General features: G+C 74.5%; 14 protein-coding genes and 1 pseudogene. 7 read left to right on the top strand and 8 right to left on the bottom strand.

What is annotated here, in order from left to right; all coding sequences use genetic code 11:
• The first annotated feature begins 69 nt into the window (after positions 1 to 69).
• Positions 70 to 2,118 carry a phenylacetic acid degradation bifunctional protein PaaZ gene (gene paaZ, locus FB558_RS37415; RefSeq protein ID WP_142063270.1) on the top strand — a complete coding sequence of 683 codons (2,049 nt, stop codon included), beginning with the start codon at positions 70 to 72 and terminating at the stop codon, positions 2,116 to 2,118.
• A 130-nt stretch (positions 2,119 to 2,248) separates the two neighbouring features.
• Entirely contained in the window at positions 2,249 to 3,508 is a 1,260-nt protein-coding gene (paaK, locus tag FB558_RS37410) for a phenylacetate--CoA ligase PaaK (protein WP_142063268.1), read from the top strand.
• Between the two features lie 15 nt (positions 3,509 to 3,523).
• Here the strand turns inward: paaK and FB558_RS37405 are convergent, their stop codons facing one another.
• The 3 genes from FB558_RS37405 to FB558_RS37395 form a co-directional block, all read right to left on the bottom strand.
• Positions 3,524 to 4,609, bottom strand: coding sequence for a mandelate racemase/muconate lactonizing enzyme family protein (locus FB558_RS37405; protein WP_142062526.1), 1,086 nt, complete (start codon positions 4,607 to 4,609; stop codon positions 3,524 to 3,526).
• Positions 4,606 to 5,454, bottom strand: coding sequence for a methyltransferase domain-containing protein (locus FB558_RS37400; protein ID WP_170231740.1), 849 nt, complete (start codon positions 5,452 to 5,454; stop codon positions 4,606 to 4,608). Before FB558_RS37400 ends, FB558_RS37405 begins: the two co-directional genes overlap by 4 nt.
• A 135-nt stretch (positions 5,455 to 5,589) precedes the next feature.
• A complete protein-coding gene (locus FB558_RS37395) occupies positions 5,590 to 7,905 on the bottom strand; it encodes a transketolase-like TK C-terminal-containing protein (RefSeq protein WP_142063262.1) in 2,316 nt (771 codons plus the stop codon).
• A gap of 136 nt (positions 7,906 to 8,041) precedes the next feature.
• On the opposite strand from FB558_RS37395, the gene FB558_RS37390 reads away from it, so the two are divergent.
• Positions 8,042 to 8,614: an Lrp/AsnC family transcriptional regulator gene (locus FB558_RS37390; protein ID WP_142062523.1), complete on the top strand. Its 573-nt coding sequence runs from the start codon at positions 8,042 to 8,044 to the stop codon at positions 8,612 to 8,614.
• On the opposite strand, the gene FB558_RS37385 is transcribed toward FB558_RS37390, so the two are convergent.
• Positions 8,514 to 9,575, bottom strand: coding sequence for a LacI family DNA-binding transcriptional regulator (locus FB558_RS37385; protein ID WP_142062520.1), 1,062 nt, complete (start codon positions 9,573 to 9,575; stop codon positions 8,514 to 8,516). The two genes, FB558_RS37390 and FB558_RS37385, sit on opposite strands and share 101 nt — an antisense overlap.
• Positions 9,576 to 9,684: 109 nt before the next feature.
• On the opposite strand from FB558_RS37385, the gene FB558_RS37380 reads away from it, so the two are divergent.
• The 3 genes from FB558_RS37380 to FB558_RS37370 are packed head-to-tail and all read left to right on the top strand — an operon-like array spanning position 9,685 to position 16,428.
• On the top strand, positions 9,685 to 11,130 hold the full coding sequence (locus FB558_RS37380; RefSeq protein WP_142062517.1) for an L-fucose/L-arabinose isomerase family protein: 1,446 nt from the start codon (positions 9,685 to 9,687) through the stop codon (positions 11,128 to 11,130).
• Positions 11,127 to 15,083, top strand: coding sequence for a glycosyl hydrolase family 2 protein (locus tag FB558_RS37375; protein ID WP_142062514.1), 3,957 nt, complete (start codon positions 11,127 to 11,129; stop codon positions 15,081 to 15,083). Before FB558_RS37380 ends, FB558_RS37375 begins: the two co-directional genes overlap by 4 nt.
• Before the next feature lie 31 nt (positions 15,084 to 15,114).
• The gene (locus tag FB558_RS37370) at positions 15,115 to 16,428 is read left to right on the top strand and encodes an MFS transporter (RefSeq protein ID WP_142062511.1); all 1,314 of its coding nucleotides are present in this window, start codon (positions 15,115 to 15,117) and stop codon (positions 16,426 to 16,428) included.
• A 91-nt stretch (positions 16,429 to 16,519) separates the two neighbouring features.
• On the opposite strand, the gene FB558_RS43620 is transcribed toward FB558_RS37370, so the two are convergent.
• The gene (locus tag FB558_RS43620) at positions 16,520 to 17,440 is read right to left on the bottom strand and encodes a universal stress protein (RefSeq protein WP_170231739.1); all 921 of its coding nucleotides are present in this window, start codon (positions 17,438 to 17,440) and stop codon (positions 16,520 to 16,522) included.
• The gene (locus FB558_RS37360) at positions 17,437 to 18,879 is read right to left on the bottom strand and encodes an APC family permease (RefSeq protein ID WP_142062508.1); all 1,443 of its coding nucleotides are present in this window, start codon (positions 18,877 to 18,879) and stop codon (positions 17,437 to 17,439) included. The genes FB558_RS43620 and FB558_RS37360 overlap by 4 nt, the downstream gene beginning before the upstream one ends.
• A 125-nt stretch (positions 18,880 to 19,004) precedes the next feature.
• On the opposite strand from FB558_RS37360, the gene FB558_RS37355 reads away from it, so the two are divergent.
• A complete protein-coding gene (locus FB558_RS37355) occupies positions 19,005 to 19,685 on the top strand; it encodes a VOC family protein (RefSeq protein WP_142062505.1) in 681 nt (226 codons plus the stop codon).
• Positions 19,686 to 19,728: 43 nt separating this feature from the next.
• Here the strand turns inward: FB558_RS37355 and FB558_RS37350 are convergent, their stop codons facing one another.
• Together FB558_RS37350 and FB558_RS37345 are read right to left on the bottom strand one after the other, a co-directional pair.
• Positions 19,729 to 20,295, bottom strand: coding sequence for a hemerythrin domain-containing protein (locus FB558_RS37350; protein ID WP_142062502.1), 567 nt, complete (start codon positions 20,293 to 20,295; stop codon positions 19,729 to 19,731).
• 59 nt (positions 20,296 to 20,354) lie between these two features.
• Positions 20,355 to 20,745 (bottom strand): annotated as a pseudogene (locus FB558_RS37345) (four-helix bundle copper-binding protein).
• Between the last annotated feature and the right edge of the window lie 17 nt (positions 20,746 to 20,762).

The raw sequence follows: 20,762 nt of genomic DNA, 5'->3' as shown, positions 1-20,762 counted from the left end.
CAGCCGGTTGCGTGCTAGCGTCCCGAACGAACGGTCGGTCAGCGAGTCCCACGGAGGCCCTCGATGGTGGTGCCCGTCCTGCGCAGCTACGTGAACGACGGCTGGCACCGGCCTGCCGAGGAGGGCAGGCCGCTCTTCGACGCCGTCACCGGCGACGAGGTCGCCCGCGTCTCATCGGCCGGCATCGACATCGCCGCCGCGCTCGAGCACGGGCGCCGCACCGGCGGCCCCGCCTTGCGCGAGCTGACCTTCCACCAGCGCGCGGCCCTGCTCAAGGCGCTCGGCCAGCACCTGCGCGAGCACCGCGAGCGGCTCTACGCGGTCTCCGCGCGGACGGGGGCGACGCTGGGCGACTCGAAGTTCGACGTCGACGGCGGCATCGGCGTGCTGCTCGCCTACGCGAGCAAGGCCAAGCGCGAGCTCCCCAACGACACCGTGCACGTCGAGGGCGCCGTCGAGCCGCTGGGGCGCGGAGGCACCTTCCTCGGCCAGCACGTCTGCACCCCGCTGCGCGGCGTGGCGGTGCAGGTCAACGCGTTCAACTTCCCGGTGTGGGGGCCGCTGGAGAAGCTCGCGCCCGCGTTCCTCGCCGGCGTGCCGAGCCTCGTGAAGCCGGCCAGCCCCACGGCGTTCCTCACCGCGGAGCTCATCGAGATCATCGTCGAGTCGCAGATCCTGCCGCCGGGTGCACTGGCGTTCGTCGCCGGCAGCCTCGGCGACGCGTTCGACCACCTCACCGGCCAGGACCTGGTGTCCTTCACCGGCTCGGCGTCCACGGCGCAGCTGCTGCGCACGCACCCGACCCTCGTGCGCAACGCCGTGCGGTTCACCGCGGAGGCCGACTCGCTGAACCTCTCCGCGCTCGGCCCCGACGCCGCCCCGGGCACGGCCGAGTTCGACCTGTTCGTGAAGGGCCTGGTCACCGAGATGACGGTGAAGGCCGGGCAGAAGTGCACCGCGATCCGCCGCGCGTTCGTGCCCCGTGCGCACGTCGACGCCGTCGTGGAGGCGGTCTCGGCGCGCCTGGCGCGGACCACCGTCGGCAACCCGGCCGCGGAGGGCGTCCGGATGGGGGCGCTGGCGAGCCTCGACCAGCGCGAGGAGGTGCGGCGCAGCGTCAAGGCGCTGGCCGACTCCGGGCGGATCGTCTTCGGCGACCCGGAGCGCGTCGAGGTGGTCGACGCCGACCCGGACCGCGGCGCCTTCGTCTCGCCGATCCTGCTGGTCGGCGACCCGGAGCGGGCCGAGCCGCACGAGGTGGAGGCCTTCGGCCCCGTCTCCACGGTCCTGCCCTACGACAGCACCGCGCAGCTGGTCGACTACGCCGCCCGCGGCCAGGGCAGCCTCGCCGGGTCCGTGGTCACCGCCGACCCCGCGTTCGCCCGGGAGGTCGTGCTCGGCGTCGCACCGTGGCACGGCAGGCTGCTCGTGCTCAACTCGCGCGACGCGCAGGAGTCCACCGGACACGGCTCGCCGCTCCCTGCCCTGGTGCACGGCGGGCCCGGCCGGGCGGGCGGCGGCGAGGAGATGGGGGGCATCCGGGGGGTGCTGCACCACATGCAGCGCACCGCCGTGCAGGCCGACCCGGACACGCTCGCCGCGATCACCGGGCGCTGGGTGCCCGGCGCCGAGCGGCACCGCACCGATGTGCACCCGTTCCGCAAGCACCTGGAGGAGCTGCGGCCGGGCGACACGATCGTCGCCGGCCCCCGCGTGGTGAGCCAGGAGGACGTGGAGCACTTCGCCGAGTTCACCGGCGACACCTTCTACGCCCACATGGACGCCGACGCCGCCGCCGCGAACCCGCTGTTCGGCGAGCGCGTCGCGCACGGCTACCTGGTGGTCTCGCTGGCCGCGGGCCTGTTCGTCGACCCCGACCCCGGCCCGGTGCTCGCCAACTTCGGCGTCGACGCCCTGCGGTTCCTCACGCCGGTGCGGTTCGGCGACGAGCTGACCGTCACGCTGACCTGCAAGCAGCTCACCCCGCGCGAGTCGGCGGGCTACGGCGAGGTGCGCTGGGACGCCGACGTCACCCGCCAGGACGGCGAGTCCGTCGCCCGCTACGACGTGCTCACGCTGGTGGCCAAGAAGGACGCGCAGGAGCACGCTGCCGGATGACCCGGCCGAACCACGCAGACGGAGGACCGCTGTGACCACCTCGACACCGACGTCGACGGGCACCCCCGCCCGCCCCGCGCGGCGGCTCGGCGACGCCCCGCCCGCCGAGACGCTCGACCCGGCCGAGCGGATGTCCGTGGACGAGCTGCGCGCCACCCAGCTCGAGCGGCTGCGCGCGACGCTGCGCCACGCCTACGAGAACGTGCCGCACTACCGGCGCGCCTTCGACGCCGCGGGCGTGCACCCGGACGACTGCCGGGAGCTGTCGGACATCGCGAGGTTCCCGACGACGACGAAGGCCGACCTGCGCGAGAACTACCCCTTCGGCATGTTCGCCGTGCCGCAGTCCGAGGTCCGGCGCATCCACGCCTCGTCCGGCACCACCGGCAAGCCGACGGTCGTCGGCTACACCGCGCAGGACATCGACAACTGGGCCGCGCTGATCGCCCGCTCGATCCGGGCCGCGGGCGGGCGGCCGGGCCACAAGGTGCACAACGCCTACGGCTACGGGCTGTTCACGGGCGGGCTGGGGGCGCACTACGGGATCGAGAAGCTCGGCGCCACGGCGATCCCGGTGTCCGGTGGCATGACCCCGCGGCAGGTCCAGCTGATCCAGGACTTCCGGCCCGAGGTGATCATGCTGACCCCGAGCTACATGCTCACCCTGCTCGACGAGTTCGAGCGCCAGGGGATCGACCCGCGCGCCACCTCGCTGCAGGTCGGGATCTTCGGCGCGGAGCCGTGGACCGAGCAGATGCGCGCCGAGATCGAGGAGCGCACGGGCATCCACGCCGTGGACATCTACGGGCTGTCCGAGGTGATGGGCCCCGGCGTCTCCCAGGAGTGCGTGGAGACCAAGGACGGCCTGCACATCTGGGAGGACCACTTCCTCCCCGAGGTCATCGACCCGATCGAGGGCACGGCGCTGCCCGACGGCGAGGAGGGGGAGCTCGTCTTCACCTCCCTCACCAAGCAGGCGCTGCCGATCATCCGCTACCGCACCCGCGACCTCACCCGGCTGCTGCCCGGCACCGCACGCCCTGGCATGCGGCGGATGCAGAAGATCACCGGCCGCAGCGACGACATGATCATCCTGCGCGGGGTGAACCTCTTCCCCACCCAGGTCGAGGAGATCGTGCTGCGCACCCCCGGCTGCGCGCCGCACTTCCAGCTGGAGCTCACCACCGAGGGCCGGATGGACGCGCTCACCGTCCGGGTCGAGGCCCGGCCGGACACGCCGCCCGAGCGCCGCGTGAGCGCCGCCGCCGAGCTGGTGCAGGCCGTGAAGGACACCGTCGGCGTCACGGTGACGTGCGAGGTCGTCGACCCCGACACCCTGGAGCGCTCGGTGGGGAAGCTGCAGCGGCTGCGGGACCGGCGCGCGAGGTGAGGCGGGCGTCCGGTTTCAGGGACGGGGGACGGGCAGCCCGAAGCCGGGCCGGTCGGGAACGGTGAGGTGCCCGTCGACGAACGCGTACCCGGAGGCGTCCACCCGGTCGGTGCGCCCCGGAACCCCCTCGACGATCGGGATCCCGCCCAGCCCGGCCGCCATCTGCGCGGCGTAGAGGGTCTTGAGGGGACGGCCCCAGGCGTGCGGTGACGCCTCGACGCCCGCGCCCGCGAGCCGGGGCACGAGCCGTCGCCACCGGGTGAGCCCGAACGAGACCACGTCCATCAGCAGCACGTCGATGTCGTGCCGGTGCGCCACCGGGAGCAGGGCCTCGACATCCGGCGAGGTCTCCCCCTCGGCGATGCGGGTCGCGGGGCTGACGGCGTCCCGGTGCCGGCGCAGGGCCGCGAGGTCGCCTGCGTCGTCCGGGAAGGGTTCCTCGACCCAGTACAGGCCGACGTCGGCGACCGCGTCGAGGTAGCGGCAGAACCCCTCGAGGTCGTACCCGTCGTTGGCGTCGACCAGGATCCGCGCGTCCGGCCACGCCTCGCGCACGCGGCGGGTGATCTCGACGTCGCGGGCGTCGCCTGCGGCCCGGTCCATCCAGCGGTGGCCGCGCCCGATCTTCAGCTTGAAGCCGCCGTAGCCGGCGGCCGCGTCGGACCGGCAGTTCTCCAGCACGGCCGCCGGCCCGCGGGGCGCGTCGTCGGGGTCGAGGTCGTCGAGGTAGATCGCGCCGTCGTAGACCTCGACCGACCGGTTCCCGCGCCCGCCGAGCAGCGCGTGCACGGGCTGGTCGTGCACCACGGCGAGCAGGTCGTGCAGGGCGATGTCGAGCCAGAGGTGGCGCTCGTGCCGGACCCCGGTGGCGGGGTCGATCAGGTCGGACAGCGGGCGTCCGACGACGTCGGCGACGTCGCCGCCGGGACCCTCGGCGAGCCCCCAACCCTGGTGCCGGGTGTCGGTGCCGATCACCGCGACGCGCGACTCGCCGCCGGTTCCGTGGCTGCCCAGACGGGCGTTGCGGCCCACCCGGCGCGGGTAGCGCGTCGGCAGCCCGACGACGTCGACGCGGGTGACCGTGGGATCGGCGAGGGTCACGGGGCCTCCGGCCGCGCACCGGGCCGGTCCTCGGGCGCCACCCGGCAGAGGACCTCGCCGTGCGGGATCGCGAACCAGCCGTCCCGGTCGGCGGCCCACCGCCGCCAGGCCGACGAGATGTCCTCGAGCTCGGCCCGCGTCGCGTGCCCGCCCTCGACGGCCTGCTCGGCGATGCGGGAGTCCAGGATCCGGTCCGCCCACATCCCGCCCCACCACGCCCGCTCCCCCGGGGTCGAGTGGCACCAGATCGACGCGCTCGGCGTGACGTCGGTGGCCCCGGCCGCGTGTGCCCAGGCCAGCAGGCGGCGACCGGCGTCGGGCTCGGTGCCGTTGCCGTGCGCGACCGCGCGGTAGACCTCCAGCCACCGGTCCAGCCGCGGGTCGGCCGGCCACCACATGCATCCGGCGTAGTCGGTGTCGCGCACGGCGACGAGCCCGCCGGGCCGGGTCACCCGCAGGAACTCGCGCAGGGCGGCGACCGGGTCGGTCAGGTGCAGCACCACCTGGTGGGCGTGCACGACGTCGAAGGTGCCGTCCTCGGCGTCGATCTCGTATGCGCTGGCCCGCGCGAACCGGACGTTCCCGACACCCTGCTCGGCCGCGGCCCGGCGCGCCTGGTCGAGCACCGCGTCGGCGACGTCGATCCCCACGACCTCTCCGGGAGCCATCCGGGAGGCGAGGTCGAGGGTGATCGTGCCGGGGCCGCAGCCGACGTCGAGCACCCGCTGCCCCGGGCGCAGGTGCGGGGCGAGGTGGGCCGCGGAGTTGTCCACGGTCCGCCAGGTCTGCGACCGCACCACGCTCTCGGCGTGCCCCTGCCCGTAGCTCTGCTCGTCGACGACCACACCGCGACGCTAGGAGCACGTCCCAGCATGTGCAACGGGAGTCCCAGATGACGGGCGGGAGGCTCCCACCCGGACGAACGGCACTCTCGTCGGTACCTAGCCGACGAAAGTGCCGTTCGTCATGCGGATCCCGTACTAGATCAGGTCGAGCGCGGCGCGCACCACCGTGTCGGCGTCCAGCCCGTGGTGGCGCTGCACCGCGTCCAGGTCCCCGGACTGCCCGAACCGCGTGACGCCCAGGTGCGCGGCCCGCACCCGGTGGATCCCGGCGAGGAACGCCAGGGTGTGCGGGTGCCCGTCGAGCAGGGTGACCAGGGGCGCGGCGCGGCGGGCCGGGAAGGCGGCGTCGAGCACCCAGCTCTGCCCCGGCCCCCGCTCATATCCCTGCCCCGCGCGGGCCTGCACGGCCTCGAACAGCAGGCCGGGGCTGGTCACGCAGACCACGTCGACGGGGTGCCCGAGCGCCTCGAGGCGGGCGGCGGCCGCGAGGGCCTCGGGCACGCAGGCCCCCATCGCCGCGAGGGTCACCGCGGGCGGGTCGGACGCGCGGACCAGCGGATAGGCGCCGGCGACGACCTGGCGGCGCCGGCGTTCGCGGGCCGCGGGGTCGCATGGCACGGCGGCGAGCGACTGGTCGACCGGGCGGGTCGACAGGCGCAGGTAGGCCGAGGTGCCGTCGGGCCGGCCGAGCCGGGCGAGCGCGGCCAGCAGCGTCCACTCGACATCGATCGCGAACGCAGGCTCGTAGCTGGTGCAGCCCGGCTGCTCCAGGCCGACGGACGGGGTCGTGATCGACTGGTGCGCGCCGCCCTCCGGCGCCAGCGTGACACCGGACGGCGTGCCCACGAGGATCGACTGACCGCCTGCGTAGATCCCGAACGACCACGGCTCCAGCGCCCGCTCGACGAACGGGTCGTAGAGCACCCCGATCGGCAGCAGCGGCTCACCCCACCGCGACCACGTGGCGCCCAGCTCGCCGAGCAGGCCCACCAGGTTCGTCTCGGCGATACCCAGCTCCACGTGCTGGCCCTCGGGGCGCTCCCGCCAGTGCAGGATGGTCTCGGGATCGTCGTCGAACCAGTCCGGGCGCTCGGCGACCGACCACACCCCCACCTTGTTGACCCAGCCGCCGAGGTTCGTCGAGGAGCTCACGTCCGGGCACAGGGTCACCACGCGCGCGGCGGCCTCGGGGGCCGAGCGGGTGAGGTCGAGCAGCGTGCGGCCCAGCGCCGCCTGGGTGGTGGCGGTGCCGGACGGGGTGCGCCCGATGTCGGCCGGCAGCTCCGGGACGGCCGCTGCGGCCACCGGCTCGCGGCGCAGGCGCTCGGCGACGGCGGCGCACAGCCGCGCGGGCGCCGAGCCGGGTGTGAACCGCTCCCACGGGGCGTCGACCGAGGTGCCGACCCGGGCGGCGAGCTCGCCGAGCTGCTCCTCGGTCAGCAACGACGAGTGGTTCTGCGGATGCCCCTCGCTGGCCAGCCCGTAGCCCTTCACGGTGTAGGCGAAGACGACGGTGGGCCGGGTGTCGTCGATGGCCTCGAAGGCCTCGCCCAGCGCGCCGAGGTCGTGCCCGCCCAGGTTGCGGATGCACGCGTGCAGGGTGTCGTCGTCCAGGCCGGCCACGAGCCGCTGCAGCGCCGCGTCACCCGCCGGGAGCCGCTCGCGCAGCTGCTCGGGGCGGCAGCGCAGCAGCCGCTGGTACTCGGGGTTGGTCATCTCGTCGATCCGCCGGCGCAGCGCGTCGCCGCCCGGGCGCTCGAACAGCTCCTGCAGCACGCGCCCGTACTTGACGGTGAGCACCTGCCAGCCCGCCGCGGCGAACATCCCCTGCAGGCGGGTCACGCCGATGTTGGGGACGACGCGGTCCAGCGACTGCCGGTTGACGTCGACGATCCACACGAGCTCGCCCAGCTCGGCGACCATCGGGTCGAGCACGGCCTCCCAGACCGCGCCCTCGTCCAGCTCGGCGTCACCGACGAGCGAGTACTGGCGCCCCGCGCCCGTGTGCCCTCCCTTCGCCTCGACGTACCGGCGGGCCAGCGCACCCCAGATCGGCGCGGTGGCCCCGATCCCGACCGAGCCGGTCGAGTAGTCGACCGGGTCCGGGTCCTTGGAACGGCTCGGGTAGCTCTGCAGCCCGCCGAACTCGCGCAGCGTCGTGAGGTAGCGCTGGTCGAGCTCGCCGAGCAGGTAGTTGACCGCGTGCAGCACCGGCGAGGCGTGCGGCTTGACCGAGACGCGGTCCCCGGCCCGCAGGTGCTCGAACCAGAGCGCCGTCATGATCGTCACCATCGAGGCGCTCGACGCCTGGTGGCCGCCGACCTTGAGCCCGGTGGGGTTGGGCCGCACGCGGTTGGCGTGGTGGACCACGGCCGTCGACAACCAGAGCACCCGTTGCTCGACCTCCCGCAGGACGGCGAGCGCATCGCTCTCGGCCGGGCGGGTCGACATCGTCGTCACGGTGGCTCCTCCTGCAGCAGTGTGCTCACCGAGTCGAACAGAGCAGTTCTCGATGCACAAGCGGTGGACGTAAGATCGAGCAGGATGCACAATCCTGGCGGCCCACACGACGGGAAGGACCGGCAGCGTGCGCACTCCGATCGACGCCCTCGACGGGCGCCTGCTGCGCGCGCTCACCCGGGACCCGCGCGCGACGGTCGTCGCCCTCGCCGAGGAGGTCGGGCTCACGCGCAACACCGTGCAGGCCCGGCTGGCGCGCCTCGAGGAGCGGGGCGTGCTCGGCACGTTCGAACGCCGGATCGACCCGGCGGCGCTGGGCTACCCGCTCACCGCCTACGTCACCGTGCGCGTCGTGCAGCGCGAGCTGGGTCCGGTGGCGGCGGCGCTCGCGCAGATCCCCGAGGTGCTCGAGGTCCAGGGGCTCTCGGGTGAGGCCGACCTCCTGGTGCAGGTCGTCGCCCGCGACGCCGACGACCTCTACCGGATCGCGGGCCTGCTGCTCGCCACCGAGGGGGTCGAGCGCACCACGACCTCGCTCGTGATGCGCCGGCTCGTCGACTACCGGATGACGCCGCTGCTCGAGCGCATCACGGAGCCGGTCACCGAGGAGCGGGCGCCGACTGCCGGACCACCAGCTCCGGGGCGAAGACCTTCGCGCGGTGCACGTGCCGGTCGCCCTGGTCGATCTCGTCGAGCATGAGCTCGACGGCGGCGCGGCCGAGCTCGTAGACCGGCTGCGCCACCGTGGTCAGGGGAACGGGGCCGTACGGCGCGATCTCGAGGTCGCCGTAGCCCACGACCGCGACGTCGTCCGGGACCCGCCGCCCGCCCCCGAGCAGCGCCTGCGTGACGCCGATCGCCAGCTGGTCGTTCGTGCCGAACACCGCGGTCGGTGCGGCCGCGCCGGACAGCCCGGCGGTGGCGGCACGCCCGGACGCGGCGTCCATCGTGTCCACGTTCACCTGCCGCAGCCGCACGTCCGGACGGTGGGCGACCGCCTGCCGGGCGCCCTCGTACCGGTCGGCGCACTGCCGGATGGACAGCGCGCCGTTGACCAGCGCGATGTCGCGGTGCCCCAGTGCGAGCAGGTGCTCCACGGCCAGCCGTCCGCCGCGCACGTCGTCCACCGACACCGAGCAGCTCTGCGTGGTCGGTTCGGCGCGGTCGACCACGGCCAGGCGGACCCCGCGCCTGCGTAGCCGCAGCAGCCGGGCGGTGTCGGCCCCGAGCGGGGCGACGACGGCGCCGGCGGCCCGTTGCTCGGCGAGCATCGCGAGGTAGCCCTCCTCGCGTTCCGCGTCGTCGGCGCTGTCGCAGAGGATCAGCGTGTAGCGGTGGTCGAAGGCGGCGTCGGCGGCCCCTCGGGCCATGTGGGCGTAGAAGGCGTTCGCCACGTCGGGCAGCACCAGCCCGATCGAGCGGCTGCTCCCGCGGCGCAGCCGCGCTGCACCCTCGTGGGGCACGTAGTCCAGCGCCTCCATGGCCTGCCGGACCCGCTCGGTGGTGGCCGCGCCGACCTTCCCCGGCCAGTTGAGCACGTTGGACACCGTGGCGACGGACACGCCGGCCGCGAGCGCGACGTCCGCGAGCCGCGCCGGCCCCGTTGACCTGGGGCGATCGGAGAACGCGTCGTCCGTCTCCGCTCCGGGTGCTCTCCCCACCCCGTGAGTGTACGGACCGCTCCCCCGGTTCCCGACCGCAGAAACGGGGTTGTTAGAACGTTTAAATCCGAGATACGGTCCCGCCCACGACGACGTGAGGAGCGCCACGATGACCGCGACCGACGACCGGCCGGGGACCCTCGAGCGGGTGGCCGCCCGCCGCCCCAAGGTCGGGCTGGTGGCGGGGGGCCTGGGTGCCTACTGGCCGCAGTTCCCCGACCTCCTGCCCCAGCTGCGCCGCGGTGCCGCGCGCGTGGCCGAGCGGCTCGCGGCGCTGTCCGCCGACGTCGTCGACACCGGGTTCGTCTCCGACGCCACGGACGCCGCCCGCGTCGCCGAGGAGCTGCGGATCGCCGGCTGCGACATCGTCGTGCTGTACGTCCCGACGTACCTGACCTCGTCGATGGTCGCGCCCATCGCGCAGCGCGCCGGTGCCCCGGTCCTGGTGCTCAACCTGCAACCCACCGAGCGGATGGACCACGCGAGCTTCGACACCGGGCAGTGGCTCGCCTACTGCGGCGCCTGCCCGCTGCCCGAGATCGCGAACCTGTTCGAGCGCCTCGGCCTGGCCTTCCGCTCGGTGTCGGGCCACCTGGAGGAGGAGCGGGCCTGGGCGAAGATCGCGCGCTGGGTCGTCGCGGCCGGGCTGTCGGCGGCGCTGACCCGAACGCGGCACGGGCTGATGGGCCACCTCTACCCCGGCATGCTCGACGTCTCCACCGACCTCACGATGGTCACCAGCCAGTTCGGCGGGCACGTCGAGGTGCTGGAGGTCGACGACCTGCGGGTCCGGGTCGCCCAGGTCGGCGACGGCGAGGCGGCGGCCCGCGCCGCGCTGGCCCGCGAGGTGTTCGACCTGGACGCCACGGTGCAGGCCGACGACCTCACGTGGGCGGCGAGGGTCTCGGTCGGGCTGGACCGGCTGGTCGCCGACTTCGACCTCGACTCGCTCGCCTACTACCACCGGGGCCTCGACGGCGAGCTGCACGAGCGGCTCGCGGCGGGCCTGATCCTCGGCGCCTCGCTGCTCACCGCCCGCGGCGTGCCGGCCGTCGGCGAGTACGAGCTGCGCACCTCCCTGGCGATGCTGGTCCTCGACCGGCTCGGCGCCGGCGGTTCCTTCACCGAACTGCAGGCGCTCGACCTCACCGACGACGTCGTCGAGATGGGCCACGACGGCCCCGCCCACCTCGCGATCAGCTCGGCCCGGCCGCTGCTGCGCGGCCTCGGCGTCTACCATGGCAAGCGCGGCCACGGCGTCTCCGTCGAGTTCGACGTCGCGCACGGGCCGGTGACGCTGCTCGGCGTCGCGCAGACCCGGGACGGCCGCTACCGGCTGGTCGCGGCCGAGGGCGAGACGGTGCCCGGCCCGCTGCTGCAGATCGGCAACACCACATCCCGCGTCGACTTCGGCTGCCACCCCGGCGACTGGGTGGACGCCTGGAGCGCCACCGGCGTCCACCACCACTGGGCGCTCGGCACCGGCCACCGTGTGGCCGACCTGCGCGCGTTCGCCGAGCTCAAGGGCCTCGAGCTGGTCGAGGTCCGGCCGTGACGCCTGAGCTCGAGGCCCTCTTCGACACCCCGCCGCCGGGGTTCGGCCCGACGCCGCTGTGGTGGTGGAGCGGCGAGCCCGTCACGCGCGAGCGCCTCGAGTGGCAGATGCGCCGCTTCCACGAGGGCGGCGTCGACGACCTCGTCGTGATCAACCTGGCGCCGGCGGGGCCACTGTTCGGCGCGGTGGCCGACGACCCGCCGTGGTTCTCCGAGGCGTGGTGGGACCGCTTCCGCGACGCCTGCGCGGCGGCGCGGTCGCTGGGCATGCGCCTGTGGTTCTACGACCAGATCGGGTTCTCCGGGGCCAACATCCAGGGCCGGATCACCCACGAGCACCCGTGGGCCACCGGTCGCACGCTGCGCGCCGCCACCACGCCGGTCCGCGGCGGTCGCGTCGCCGTGCCAGGGGACGCCGAACCCGTCGCCGCCTACACCGCCGACGGCAGGCGCGTGGAGGTCGGGGCCGACGGCGCGGTCGACACCGGCGCGACCGAGCTGCTGCTCGTCACCGCGCACCCGACGGCGTTCGACTACCTGGACCCCGCCGCGGTCGATCTGCTCCTCGACACCGTCCACCGGGAGTTCGCGCGCCGGGTGCCGGAATACCTGGGCGACGTCGTCGTCGGCAGCTTCCAGGACGAGCTGCCCGCCACCAACGCCTGGACGCCGCGGTTCGCCGCGGAGTTCGCCGCCCGCTGCGGCTACGACCTGCTCGACCACCTCCCTGCCCTGTTCGGTGCCGGTGACGTGGAGGCGGCGAAGGTCCGCTCCGACTACTACGCCGTGCGCGCCGCGCTCACCGAGGACGCCCTGTTCCGGCCGCTCGCGCGGTGGCACGCCGAGCACGGCCTGCTGCTCGGCGCCGACCAGTCGAACCCGGCTCGGGCCGGGCTGCCCGCCCAGTCCACGCAGATCTACACCGACTACTTCCGCACCCACCGCTGGTTCTCCGCCGTCGGCTCCGACCACGAGGGCGACGCCAAGGTCCACAGCTCGATGGCCCACCTCTACGGCCACGACCGCGTGTGGATCGAGGCGTTCCACTCGTCGGGCTGGGGCGGCACCCTTGAGGACACCTGGGACTGGCTGCTGCCGTTCCTGCGCAGCGGCGCCACCCTCTACAACCCGCACGCGAGCTACTACTCCACGGTCGGCGGCTGGTTCGAGTGGGCGCCCCCGTCCACCGACTGGCGCCAGCCCTACTGGCGGCACTACCCGGCGTTCGCCCGGGCCGTCGCGCGGGTGGCCGCCCTGATGTCGTGGGGTCGCTTCGAGGCCGACGTCGCGGTGCTGCACCCGACCGCGACGATGCAGGCCGCGATCCCGCTCGACGTCGCGATCGACCACTTCCCCGGCACGCGGTCCACGTTCGCCGGCGCGTTCTCCGACGTCGCGCGCACGCAGGCCGTCTACCGGGAGCTGTGCGGCACGAACGACTGGTTCCACGTCGAGCCGAGCGCCCTGGACGCGGCCGGGATCGCCTTCGACGTGCTCGACGACGCCTCCCTGCAGCGGGGCGACGCCACCGAGGGCCGCCTGCGGATCCGGGAGCAGGCCTACTCGACCGTCGTGGTCCCGTCGGCCCCTTTCCTCGAGGAGGCGAGCGCGCGGGCGCTCGTGCGGTTCATGGACGCGGGCGGGGGCGTGGTCGTCGTCGGGGAGCGCCCGGGGTGGGCCACGGGTCGCGGCGGGGACGACGCGGCCGTCGCGGCGGTGCTCGACCACGACCGCTGCACGGTCGTGGACGACGTGCCGGCCGCGGTCGCGACCCTGCCCGCCGACGGCCGGTACGCGCGGTCCGACATGCCGCTGCTGGTGCGCCGCCAGGGCGACACGGCCGTCGCGCTGGTCGGCGGCGCCTACCCGGACGCGAGCGACCACCCGCGGCGGGCAGACCCCCAGGGCCGCCCGAGCACCGTCGGGTTCGACCGCTCCCGCTACACGCGCCGACACCGGGTGACCGTCCGCGCCGAGGTCGCCCGGGCGCAGGTCTGGAACCCCGCCACCGGCGAGCGGCACCCGGCTCCCGTCGCGGTCGCCGACGGCACCTCGACGATCACGGTCGAGACCGGCGGGGCGCCGATGGTCCTGCTCAGCTGGCAGGAGGGCCCGGCCGGACCGTCCGTCGCAGCGGTGCCCACCGCGGCGGCGGGCGATGTGCTCGACATCAGCGACGGCTGGAGCGGCGAGCTCGTCCCCACCCTGGACAACACCTGGGGCGACCTCGCCCGCCCGGTCGGGGCCGACCTGTCCGAGCTGCAGGTGTGGACCCTCGCGGCCCGGGAGGAGCCCGACCCCGCGTGGCGGGAGACGACCGCGACGTTCGGCCAGCGTGTCCTCGTGCACCGGCCGGCGGCACCCACCGACCTGCCCCCGCCGCTCGACCCCGCGCAGTGCTTGGAGGTGGCCGCCGGAGCGGCGCTCGCCACGGGCGCGGGCTGGAGCCGGCACGAGTACTCGGCGAGCCGCGGTGTGCGCCGCGACCACGCCGGAGCGCTCGGTACCAAGGGCCGGGTCCCGGTGGAGCACGTGCTCGCGCAGGACCCGGGGGAGGGTCGGCAGGTCGTCGTGCGCGCGCTCCTCGTGACCGGCCACCGCGGGCCCGCCGACCTGGTGCTCACCACCAGCGCCCCGGCGCAGGTGTGGTGGAACGGGCAGCGGCTGCCCGCACCGGCCGGGGAGACGTACGTGACCGCGTACGCCGTCGACGTCGACCGCGAGGTCAACATCGTCGAGTACCGGCTGGGCGCCTCCCGCACGGTCGACCTGATGGGCGGGAACGCGCCCCTCGGGTCCGCCCTCGCCCTCGCGCCGCCCGGCGGCTGCCCGCCGCAGCCGGAGTACATGGCCGCGGACCTGCCCGGCCCGGCCGACGGCACCGTCGTCTTCGAGGCGACCGTGCCCGACGCGGGCGAGGTGCGATCCGCCCGGCTCGTGGTCGGGTCGGCGGCGGCCGCCACCGTGCTCGTCGACGGGACGCCGCTGGCCCGGCAGGAGAAGGTCGAGTACTACGAGTCGGAGCGCGGCGCGAACCCGGCGTTCTTCGGCCACGACCTCACCGGCCGGGTGCGGGGCGGCGAGACCCTCACGGTCGCGCTCGCCACCACCGACCCGGACGACGTCGTCGTCGTCGACCTCGCGGTCACCGGCGCGGCCGGCACGCGCACGCTCGTCAGCGGCGGCACCGGCTGGACCACGGCCACCGCCGGGCGCCGGGGCGGCACCCGCACCAGCGCACGCCAGTGGTCGCCGCTGGAACCGGCGCACGCCGTCACCCGCCCGCACCCGCTGCCCGGCGCGGACTGGCTGAACGGCCCGCCGCAGGTCGGCGAGCCCGTCCTGGACGTCCACGTGACCGACTCGGCCGCGCCCGCCCGTCAGGAGTTCCGCGTGGCGCTGCCCGCGGGCACCCGCGAGGTCGCGCTGCCGCTGCTGCTCGACGCCGAGTGCGCGCTCGAGGGCGTCCCCGTGCCCGTGGAGAAGGGCGTGATCACGCTCGACGCCCCGCTGCCCGCGCCCGCAACGCTCGTGGTGCGCACCGAGCCGACCGCGGTCCGGCGCGGCGGAGCGGCGTGGGCGGGCCCCGCGCTCGTCCGCCACGAGCCGGCACCGATCGCGCTCGGCGACTGGCGGGGGATCGGGCTCGGAGCCTGGAGCGGCGCGGTCCGCTACCGGCGCACGGTCGACCTGCCCGCGGGCCGCCCCTGCACCCTCGACCTGGGCGACCTGCGCGGCAGCGTGGACGTCCGCGTCAACGGCACGCCGGTCGGCGAGGCGTTCTGCGCGCCGTTCCGGTTCGCGCTGCCCCCGGCCGGCGGGCAGGCCGAGCTCGAGATCACCGTCGCGGGCACCCTCGGCCCGTTCCTGCACGAGTCCACCCCCACCACGTGGGTCTTCCCCACCCAGCTCGCGTCCGGCCTGTTCGGGCCGGTCACCGTGCACGTCGCCTGAGCACTCCCCCGCAGCGAAGGACGGTTCAACGATGAACTCCGACCCCCGCGACGCCCCCGGCATCGCACCACTGTTCTCCGGCGACAAGCCCGACCGCCGGCACTGGACCCTCGCGATCTCCGCGGGCATGGCGTCCTACCTGGACTCGGCGATCATCGTCGGGCTCGGCGTGGGGCTCGCGGTCCTGCAGGAGCACTTCGGCATGAGCACCTGGGGCGTGGGCGCCCTCAGCGCTGCCCTCACGCTCAGCATCGCCGCGGGGGCGTTCGTCGGCGGCCGCGTCGCCGACCTGGTGGGGCGCATGCGCGCCTTCACCTTCTACATCCTGCTGTACGCCGCGGGCATGGCGGTGATGGCCGCGGCGGTCGACCAGACCATGCTCTTCGTCGGCATCGTCATCGCGGGCCTCGCCGCAGGCGCCGACCTCCCGACGTCAGTGGCCGTGGTGTCGGAGCGCTCCCCGCAAGGAGCCCAGGGCCGGCTGGTCAGCACCACGCAGGTGATGTGGTTCCTCGGCATCGCGGCGACCCAGCTGCTGGGCTTCGCGTTCTCCGGTCTGGGGATCACCGGCATCCGGATCATCTTCGCGCAGCTCGTGGTGGTGGCGCTGGTGACGTGGGGCGTGCGCCGGTTCCACCCGGCCCTGCGCTCGCTCGAGGCCGACGTCGTCGCCCGTCGCGGCGGCGACGAGAGCGCCCGCCCCGCCCTGCCGCTGCGGACGATCATGACCTCGCGCGCGATGCTCGTGCCGATCGTGCTCACCGGCGTCTACTACATCTTCTGGGGCATGGTCGCGAACACCTTCGGCCAGTTCGGCACCTACTTCCTGATCACCGTCGGCGGCGCGGGCCAGACCCTCGCCACCGGCCTGAACGTCGCGCTCATCCCCGTCGGCCTGCTGTTCACCCTGCTGTTCGTGCGCATCGTCGACACGAAGTGGCGCAACCCGGTGTTCGTGGTCGGCGGCCTGGTGCAGGCCGGGGCGATGGCGGTCGCCGGCGTCGGCAACGGTGTCCTGCTGGTCTACGTCCTCGCGCTGGTGATCTACAACATCGGCGTGAACGTGTCGGGCGAGGCCAACTACAAGGTCTGGACGCAGGAGAGCCTGCCGATCGAGGCCCGCGCCACCGCCCAAGGCTTCACCTACGCCATCGGCCGCTTCGTCTTCGCCCTGTTCGCGCTGGTCACGCCGAGCATGCTGGCCGCCTCGCCGAACCTGCTGCTCTGGCTGCTGGTGGCCTTCGCCCTGGTGGCCACCGCACTGGGCTGGGCGACGAGCCGCCACCTGGCGAGCCGGGGCATCGTGCCCGGCGCCGGCAGCGTGCCCGCGACGTCCCCCGCGTAGGTCGGCGTCGGTTCGCACATCCGGTGGTCACCCCGCACGGGCCCGCCTCGGGCCTCGTGCGAGGTGGGCAGCCGGTGTGCGACGTGGCGGGCTACCCCTGCCCCGCGCGCTCCGCCAGGGCCTGCGCCGCGCCGCGCGGCACCACCACCACCGGCACCGGGGAGTGCCGGACGATCCGCGACGAGCGGGAGCCGAGGAACACCCGCTCCAGCGGGCCTGCCGTGCTGGAGCCGACGGCCAGCAGGTCCCCGTCGTCCCAGCCGACGTCCTCGAGGGCCGCGGCCCAGTCGGGGCCGTGCCCCACCGCAGCCTCCACCTCGGACGGACGGCGCGGCAGCCGCTCGACCTGCTCGAGCACGGCCCGCTGGGCCCGCGCGGCGTCCGCGGCCCACCCCTGCGCCACGGCATCCTCGGCCCGCGAACCGATCCCGGCGGTCAGCGGCGTGCGCGGCCGCACTGCGAACGATGCGATGCGCAACGCGGCCTGCGCCCGCGCCGCCACCCCGGCCACCGCGAGGACCAGCTCGTCGGCGCCCTCGGTGGCGCCGAAGGCGGCCGTCACCCGGCGCACGGTGGCGCCGGGCCGGCAGCGGAACCCGCGGGGGCCCAGCACCACCGGGACCGGTGAGCTGTGCAGCAGCCGCTCCGCGACGCTGCCGAACGCGACCCGCCCCAGCACCCCCGCCGTGGACGAGCCCAGCACCAGCAGGCGGGCGGCGTGCTCCTCGGCGACGTCGAGCAGGCCCGCCGAGGTCGACCGCGCCCGGGCGACGACGAACTCCGCGGTGCGGTCGGCGGGCACCAGCGCCTCGGCCCGCTCCACGGCCTCGTGCGCCGCGCGGTCGAGGTGCGCCTGGTACTCCGCATCCACCCGGCCCACCCCCGGCGGCCACGGCGGCGGCACCACCGTGCACACCACGAGGGGCTGGTCGAGCGAGCGGGCGAGCACCACCCCGAGGCCCACCACCGCCGCCGCCCGCTCGTCGCGGGGCAGCCCCACCAGGATCGTCACCGCCGCTCCCCGCCCGGTTCGGGGGTCGGCCTGCGCAGCCGCGAGTGCCGGATCCCGTAGGTGAAGTACCAGACGAGCACGACGGCCACCCAGATCGCGAACACCGCGATCGTGATCGGCCGCAGGTCGATGATGATCCAGAGGCAGCCCAGGATCGACAGCACCGGCGTGACCGGGTAGCCGGGGACGCGGAAGCCGCGGGGCAGGTCGGGTGCGGTGCGCCGCAGGACGATCACCCCGACGGACACGACGAGGAACGCGACGAGCGTGCCGATGCTCGTCATCTCGGCGAGGAAGTTGATCGGCAGGAGCCCGGCCAGCAGGGCCACGGCCACGGCGACGACGACGGTGTTGTTCACCGGTGTGCTGGTGCGCGCGTTCACCTGCTGGAAGAACCGCGGCAGCATCCCGTCGCGGCCGATCGCGAACAGGATGCGGGTCTGGCCGTAGATCGTCACCAGGGTGACGCTGAAGATCGAGATGATGGCCCCTGCCGCGAGCGCGGTTCCCGGCCAGTCGGCGCCGACCACGTCCTGCAGGATGGCCGCGAGCCCGGCCTCCTGGCCCTCGAAGGCGGCCTGCGGCTGGGCGGCGACCGCCACCAGCGCCACCGCCACGTAGACCAGCGTGACGATGGCCAGCGCCGAGAGGATCGCCAGCGGCATCGTCCGGCGGGGGTTCTTCACCTCCTCCCCCGCGGTCGAGACCGCGTCGAGGCCGATGTAGGCGAAGAAGATGATGCCGGCCGCCCCGGTGATGCCCGTGATCCCGAACGGCGCGAAGTCGGCGAAGTTGTCGCTGTTCCACCCGGTGACGCCGATGACGACGAACATCACCAACACGGCGATCTTGATGACGACCATGACCGCGTTCGCCGTGGCGGACTCGCTCGCGCCCCGGACCAGCAGCATCGCGCACAGCGCCACCAGGACGACAGCGGGCAGGTTGAGCACCCCGCCGCCCTCCGGCGACTGGGACAGCGCGTCCGGGATCTGGAACCCGAACAGGTTGCCCAGCAGCTGGTTGAGGTACTGCGACCAGCCCACGGCGACCGCGGCCGAGGACACTCCGTACTCGAGCAGCAGGCACGCCGCGACCGCCATCGCGACGACCTCGCCGAGCGTCGCGTAGGCGTAGGAGTACGACGACCCCGACACCGGGACGGCGCTCGCGAGCTCGGCGTAGCAGACCGCGGTGAGGCCCGCGACGACCCCGGCGATCAGGAACGACCAGACGACCGCAGGCCCCGCCACCGGGACGGCCTCGCTCAGGACGAAGAAGATGCCGGTGCCGATCGTCGCGCCGACGCCGATCATGGTCAGCGGGAAGAGCCCGATGGAACGGGCCAGCCGGCCCCCGCCGTGCCCGTCGGCACCGGTCTCCGCGGCCATGTCCGCCACCGGCTTGCGGCGGAACGCCTGTTGCAGCAGCGTGGCCATGCCACCTCCTCGTCCCGGAGCGGACCACGATCCCGGGCCACCGCACCGAACGCGAGCCCCCAACCGGGGACGCGGGACGCGGCGTATCCGGGTTGCCCGGCGCATCGTCGACGTAGGCATTCGTCGTGACTGCGCGCCCCCGCTCCCCCGGGACGTTCTGCTGGCTCGACCTCAAGACGCGGGACGTGCCCGCCACCGCGGCGTTCTTCTCCGCGGCGCTGGGCTGGACGTTCGCCGTCGATCCGGACGACTGGCGGCAGGCCACGAAGATCGCCCTGAACGGCGGGTGGCTCGGCGGGGTGAGCGACCTGGCGGACCCGCTCCACCCGCCCGGCGTGCCGCCGCACGTGGCGTGCTACCTCGCCGCGGACGACGTCGACGCGCGGGCCGCGGCGGCGCGGGAAGCCGGCGCGCGGGTCGTGCTGCCGCCGTCCGATGTGGCCGACCAGGGCCGGCTCGCCACGCTGGTCGACCCGTTCGGCGCCGTCGTCTCGCTCTGGCGGGCCGGCGCGTTCGGCGGCTGGACGCACGACCCCGCCACGCCGTGCACGCCGTCGGGGATGCGCCACCGCAGTGGGCGGCCCGACGCGGCGCGCCGGTTCTACGCCGACGTCCTCGGCGTCCTGCCCGGGGCCGCGGGGTTCGAGGACGGGCCTGCCGGCTGGGAGGCGACCGTCACCGCCCCTGACCTCGCGGCGGTGGCGCAGCGCGTGCCGGCCGGCGGGGCGGGGAGGTGCACGCGCGACGGTGACGAGCTGCACCTGGTCGACCCGCAGGGCCTGCCGCTGACGGTCCTCGCCGCCTGAGCACCTGCGGGAGGCTCGCGTGCGCCCCCGACGGGCCGGGGCGTCAGGTGCTGCGGTTCGTCAACCGGTCACGCAGCCGGTCGACAAGCCCCACTCCCGGCCCGGCGAGCTTGTGGAACATCTCGGCGTTCGGCGCGGACGGGTGCGGCCGCGTCGGCGCGATCTTCTTCGCGGTGTCCACCTTCTCCCGCAGGCGCACCAGCTCCTCGCGCGGCACCGCCGCACGCAGCTGCGGGAACTGCTCGCTCTCCTCGTCGTGGGCGTGGTGGCGCAGCTGCTCGGTCATCGTGCGCACGAGCTCGTCGAAGCGCGGGTCGCCCGCATCGACCCCCTCGAGCTGCTTCATCGTCTCCTCGAGCTCCTTGTGCTCCTTCGTGTCGTGCTCGACCTCCTTCGCCCCGTCCGGGACGTGGTCGCGCATCGCCGGGTAGACGTACATCTCCTCGGCGACGGAGTGCCGCACGACCTCGGCGATGACGGTGTCGGCGAGGTCGCGCTTCTCGCCGGGGTCGCTGCTGGCGGCGATCCGGTCGAGGAGGGCGAGCGCCTCGCGGTGGTCGGTGGTGAGCTCGTCGACGACGTCTGTGGCGTGGGTGGTGGACTCGGCCACGTCATGCTCCTTCGTGTGTGTTCGGGAAGTTCCGGTGGTACGCGGGGTCAACCCTTCGGTCAGAGCCCGGCCAGCAGCGCGTTGCACGCCTGCTCGCAGCGGCGGCAGGCCTGCGCGCAGACCTCGCAGTGCCGCATGCCCATCTCGGCGTGGTGGGCGCACTCGTCACCGCACGACCTGCAGGCCGCGGCACACGCCTGCACGACGGACCGGGTGAGGTTGGCGTCGTAGCCGGTGTGCCGGGACAGGACCCGTGCGGTGACCCCGACACAGGTCCGCGCAGTCGAGGTCGCTGCGGATGCACGTGCGCAGGTCCGCGACGTTCTGCTCGCTCAGGCAGGCGTCGGCGCACGCCGTGCACGCCTGCGCGCAGTCGACGCAGGCACGGATGCACGCGACGAGCGCCTCACGATCGACGCCCCCGAGGTCGGCGGGGTAGGTCTCCAACATGTCCGCAGCCTGGGTCA

Origin of the sequence: Pseudonocardia kunmingensis, from assembly GCF_006716445.1 — a bacterium.
In the GTDB taxonomy this organism is placed as follows: domain Bacteria; phylum Actinomycetota; class Actinomycetes; order Mycobacteriales; family Pseudonocardiaceae; genus Pseudonocardia; species Pseudonocardia kunmingensis.
The sequence above is the reverse complement of the archived record's forward strand: the minus strand, read 5'-3'. Positions and strand labels throughout refer to the sequence as shown.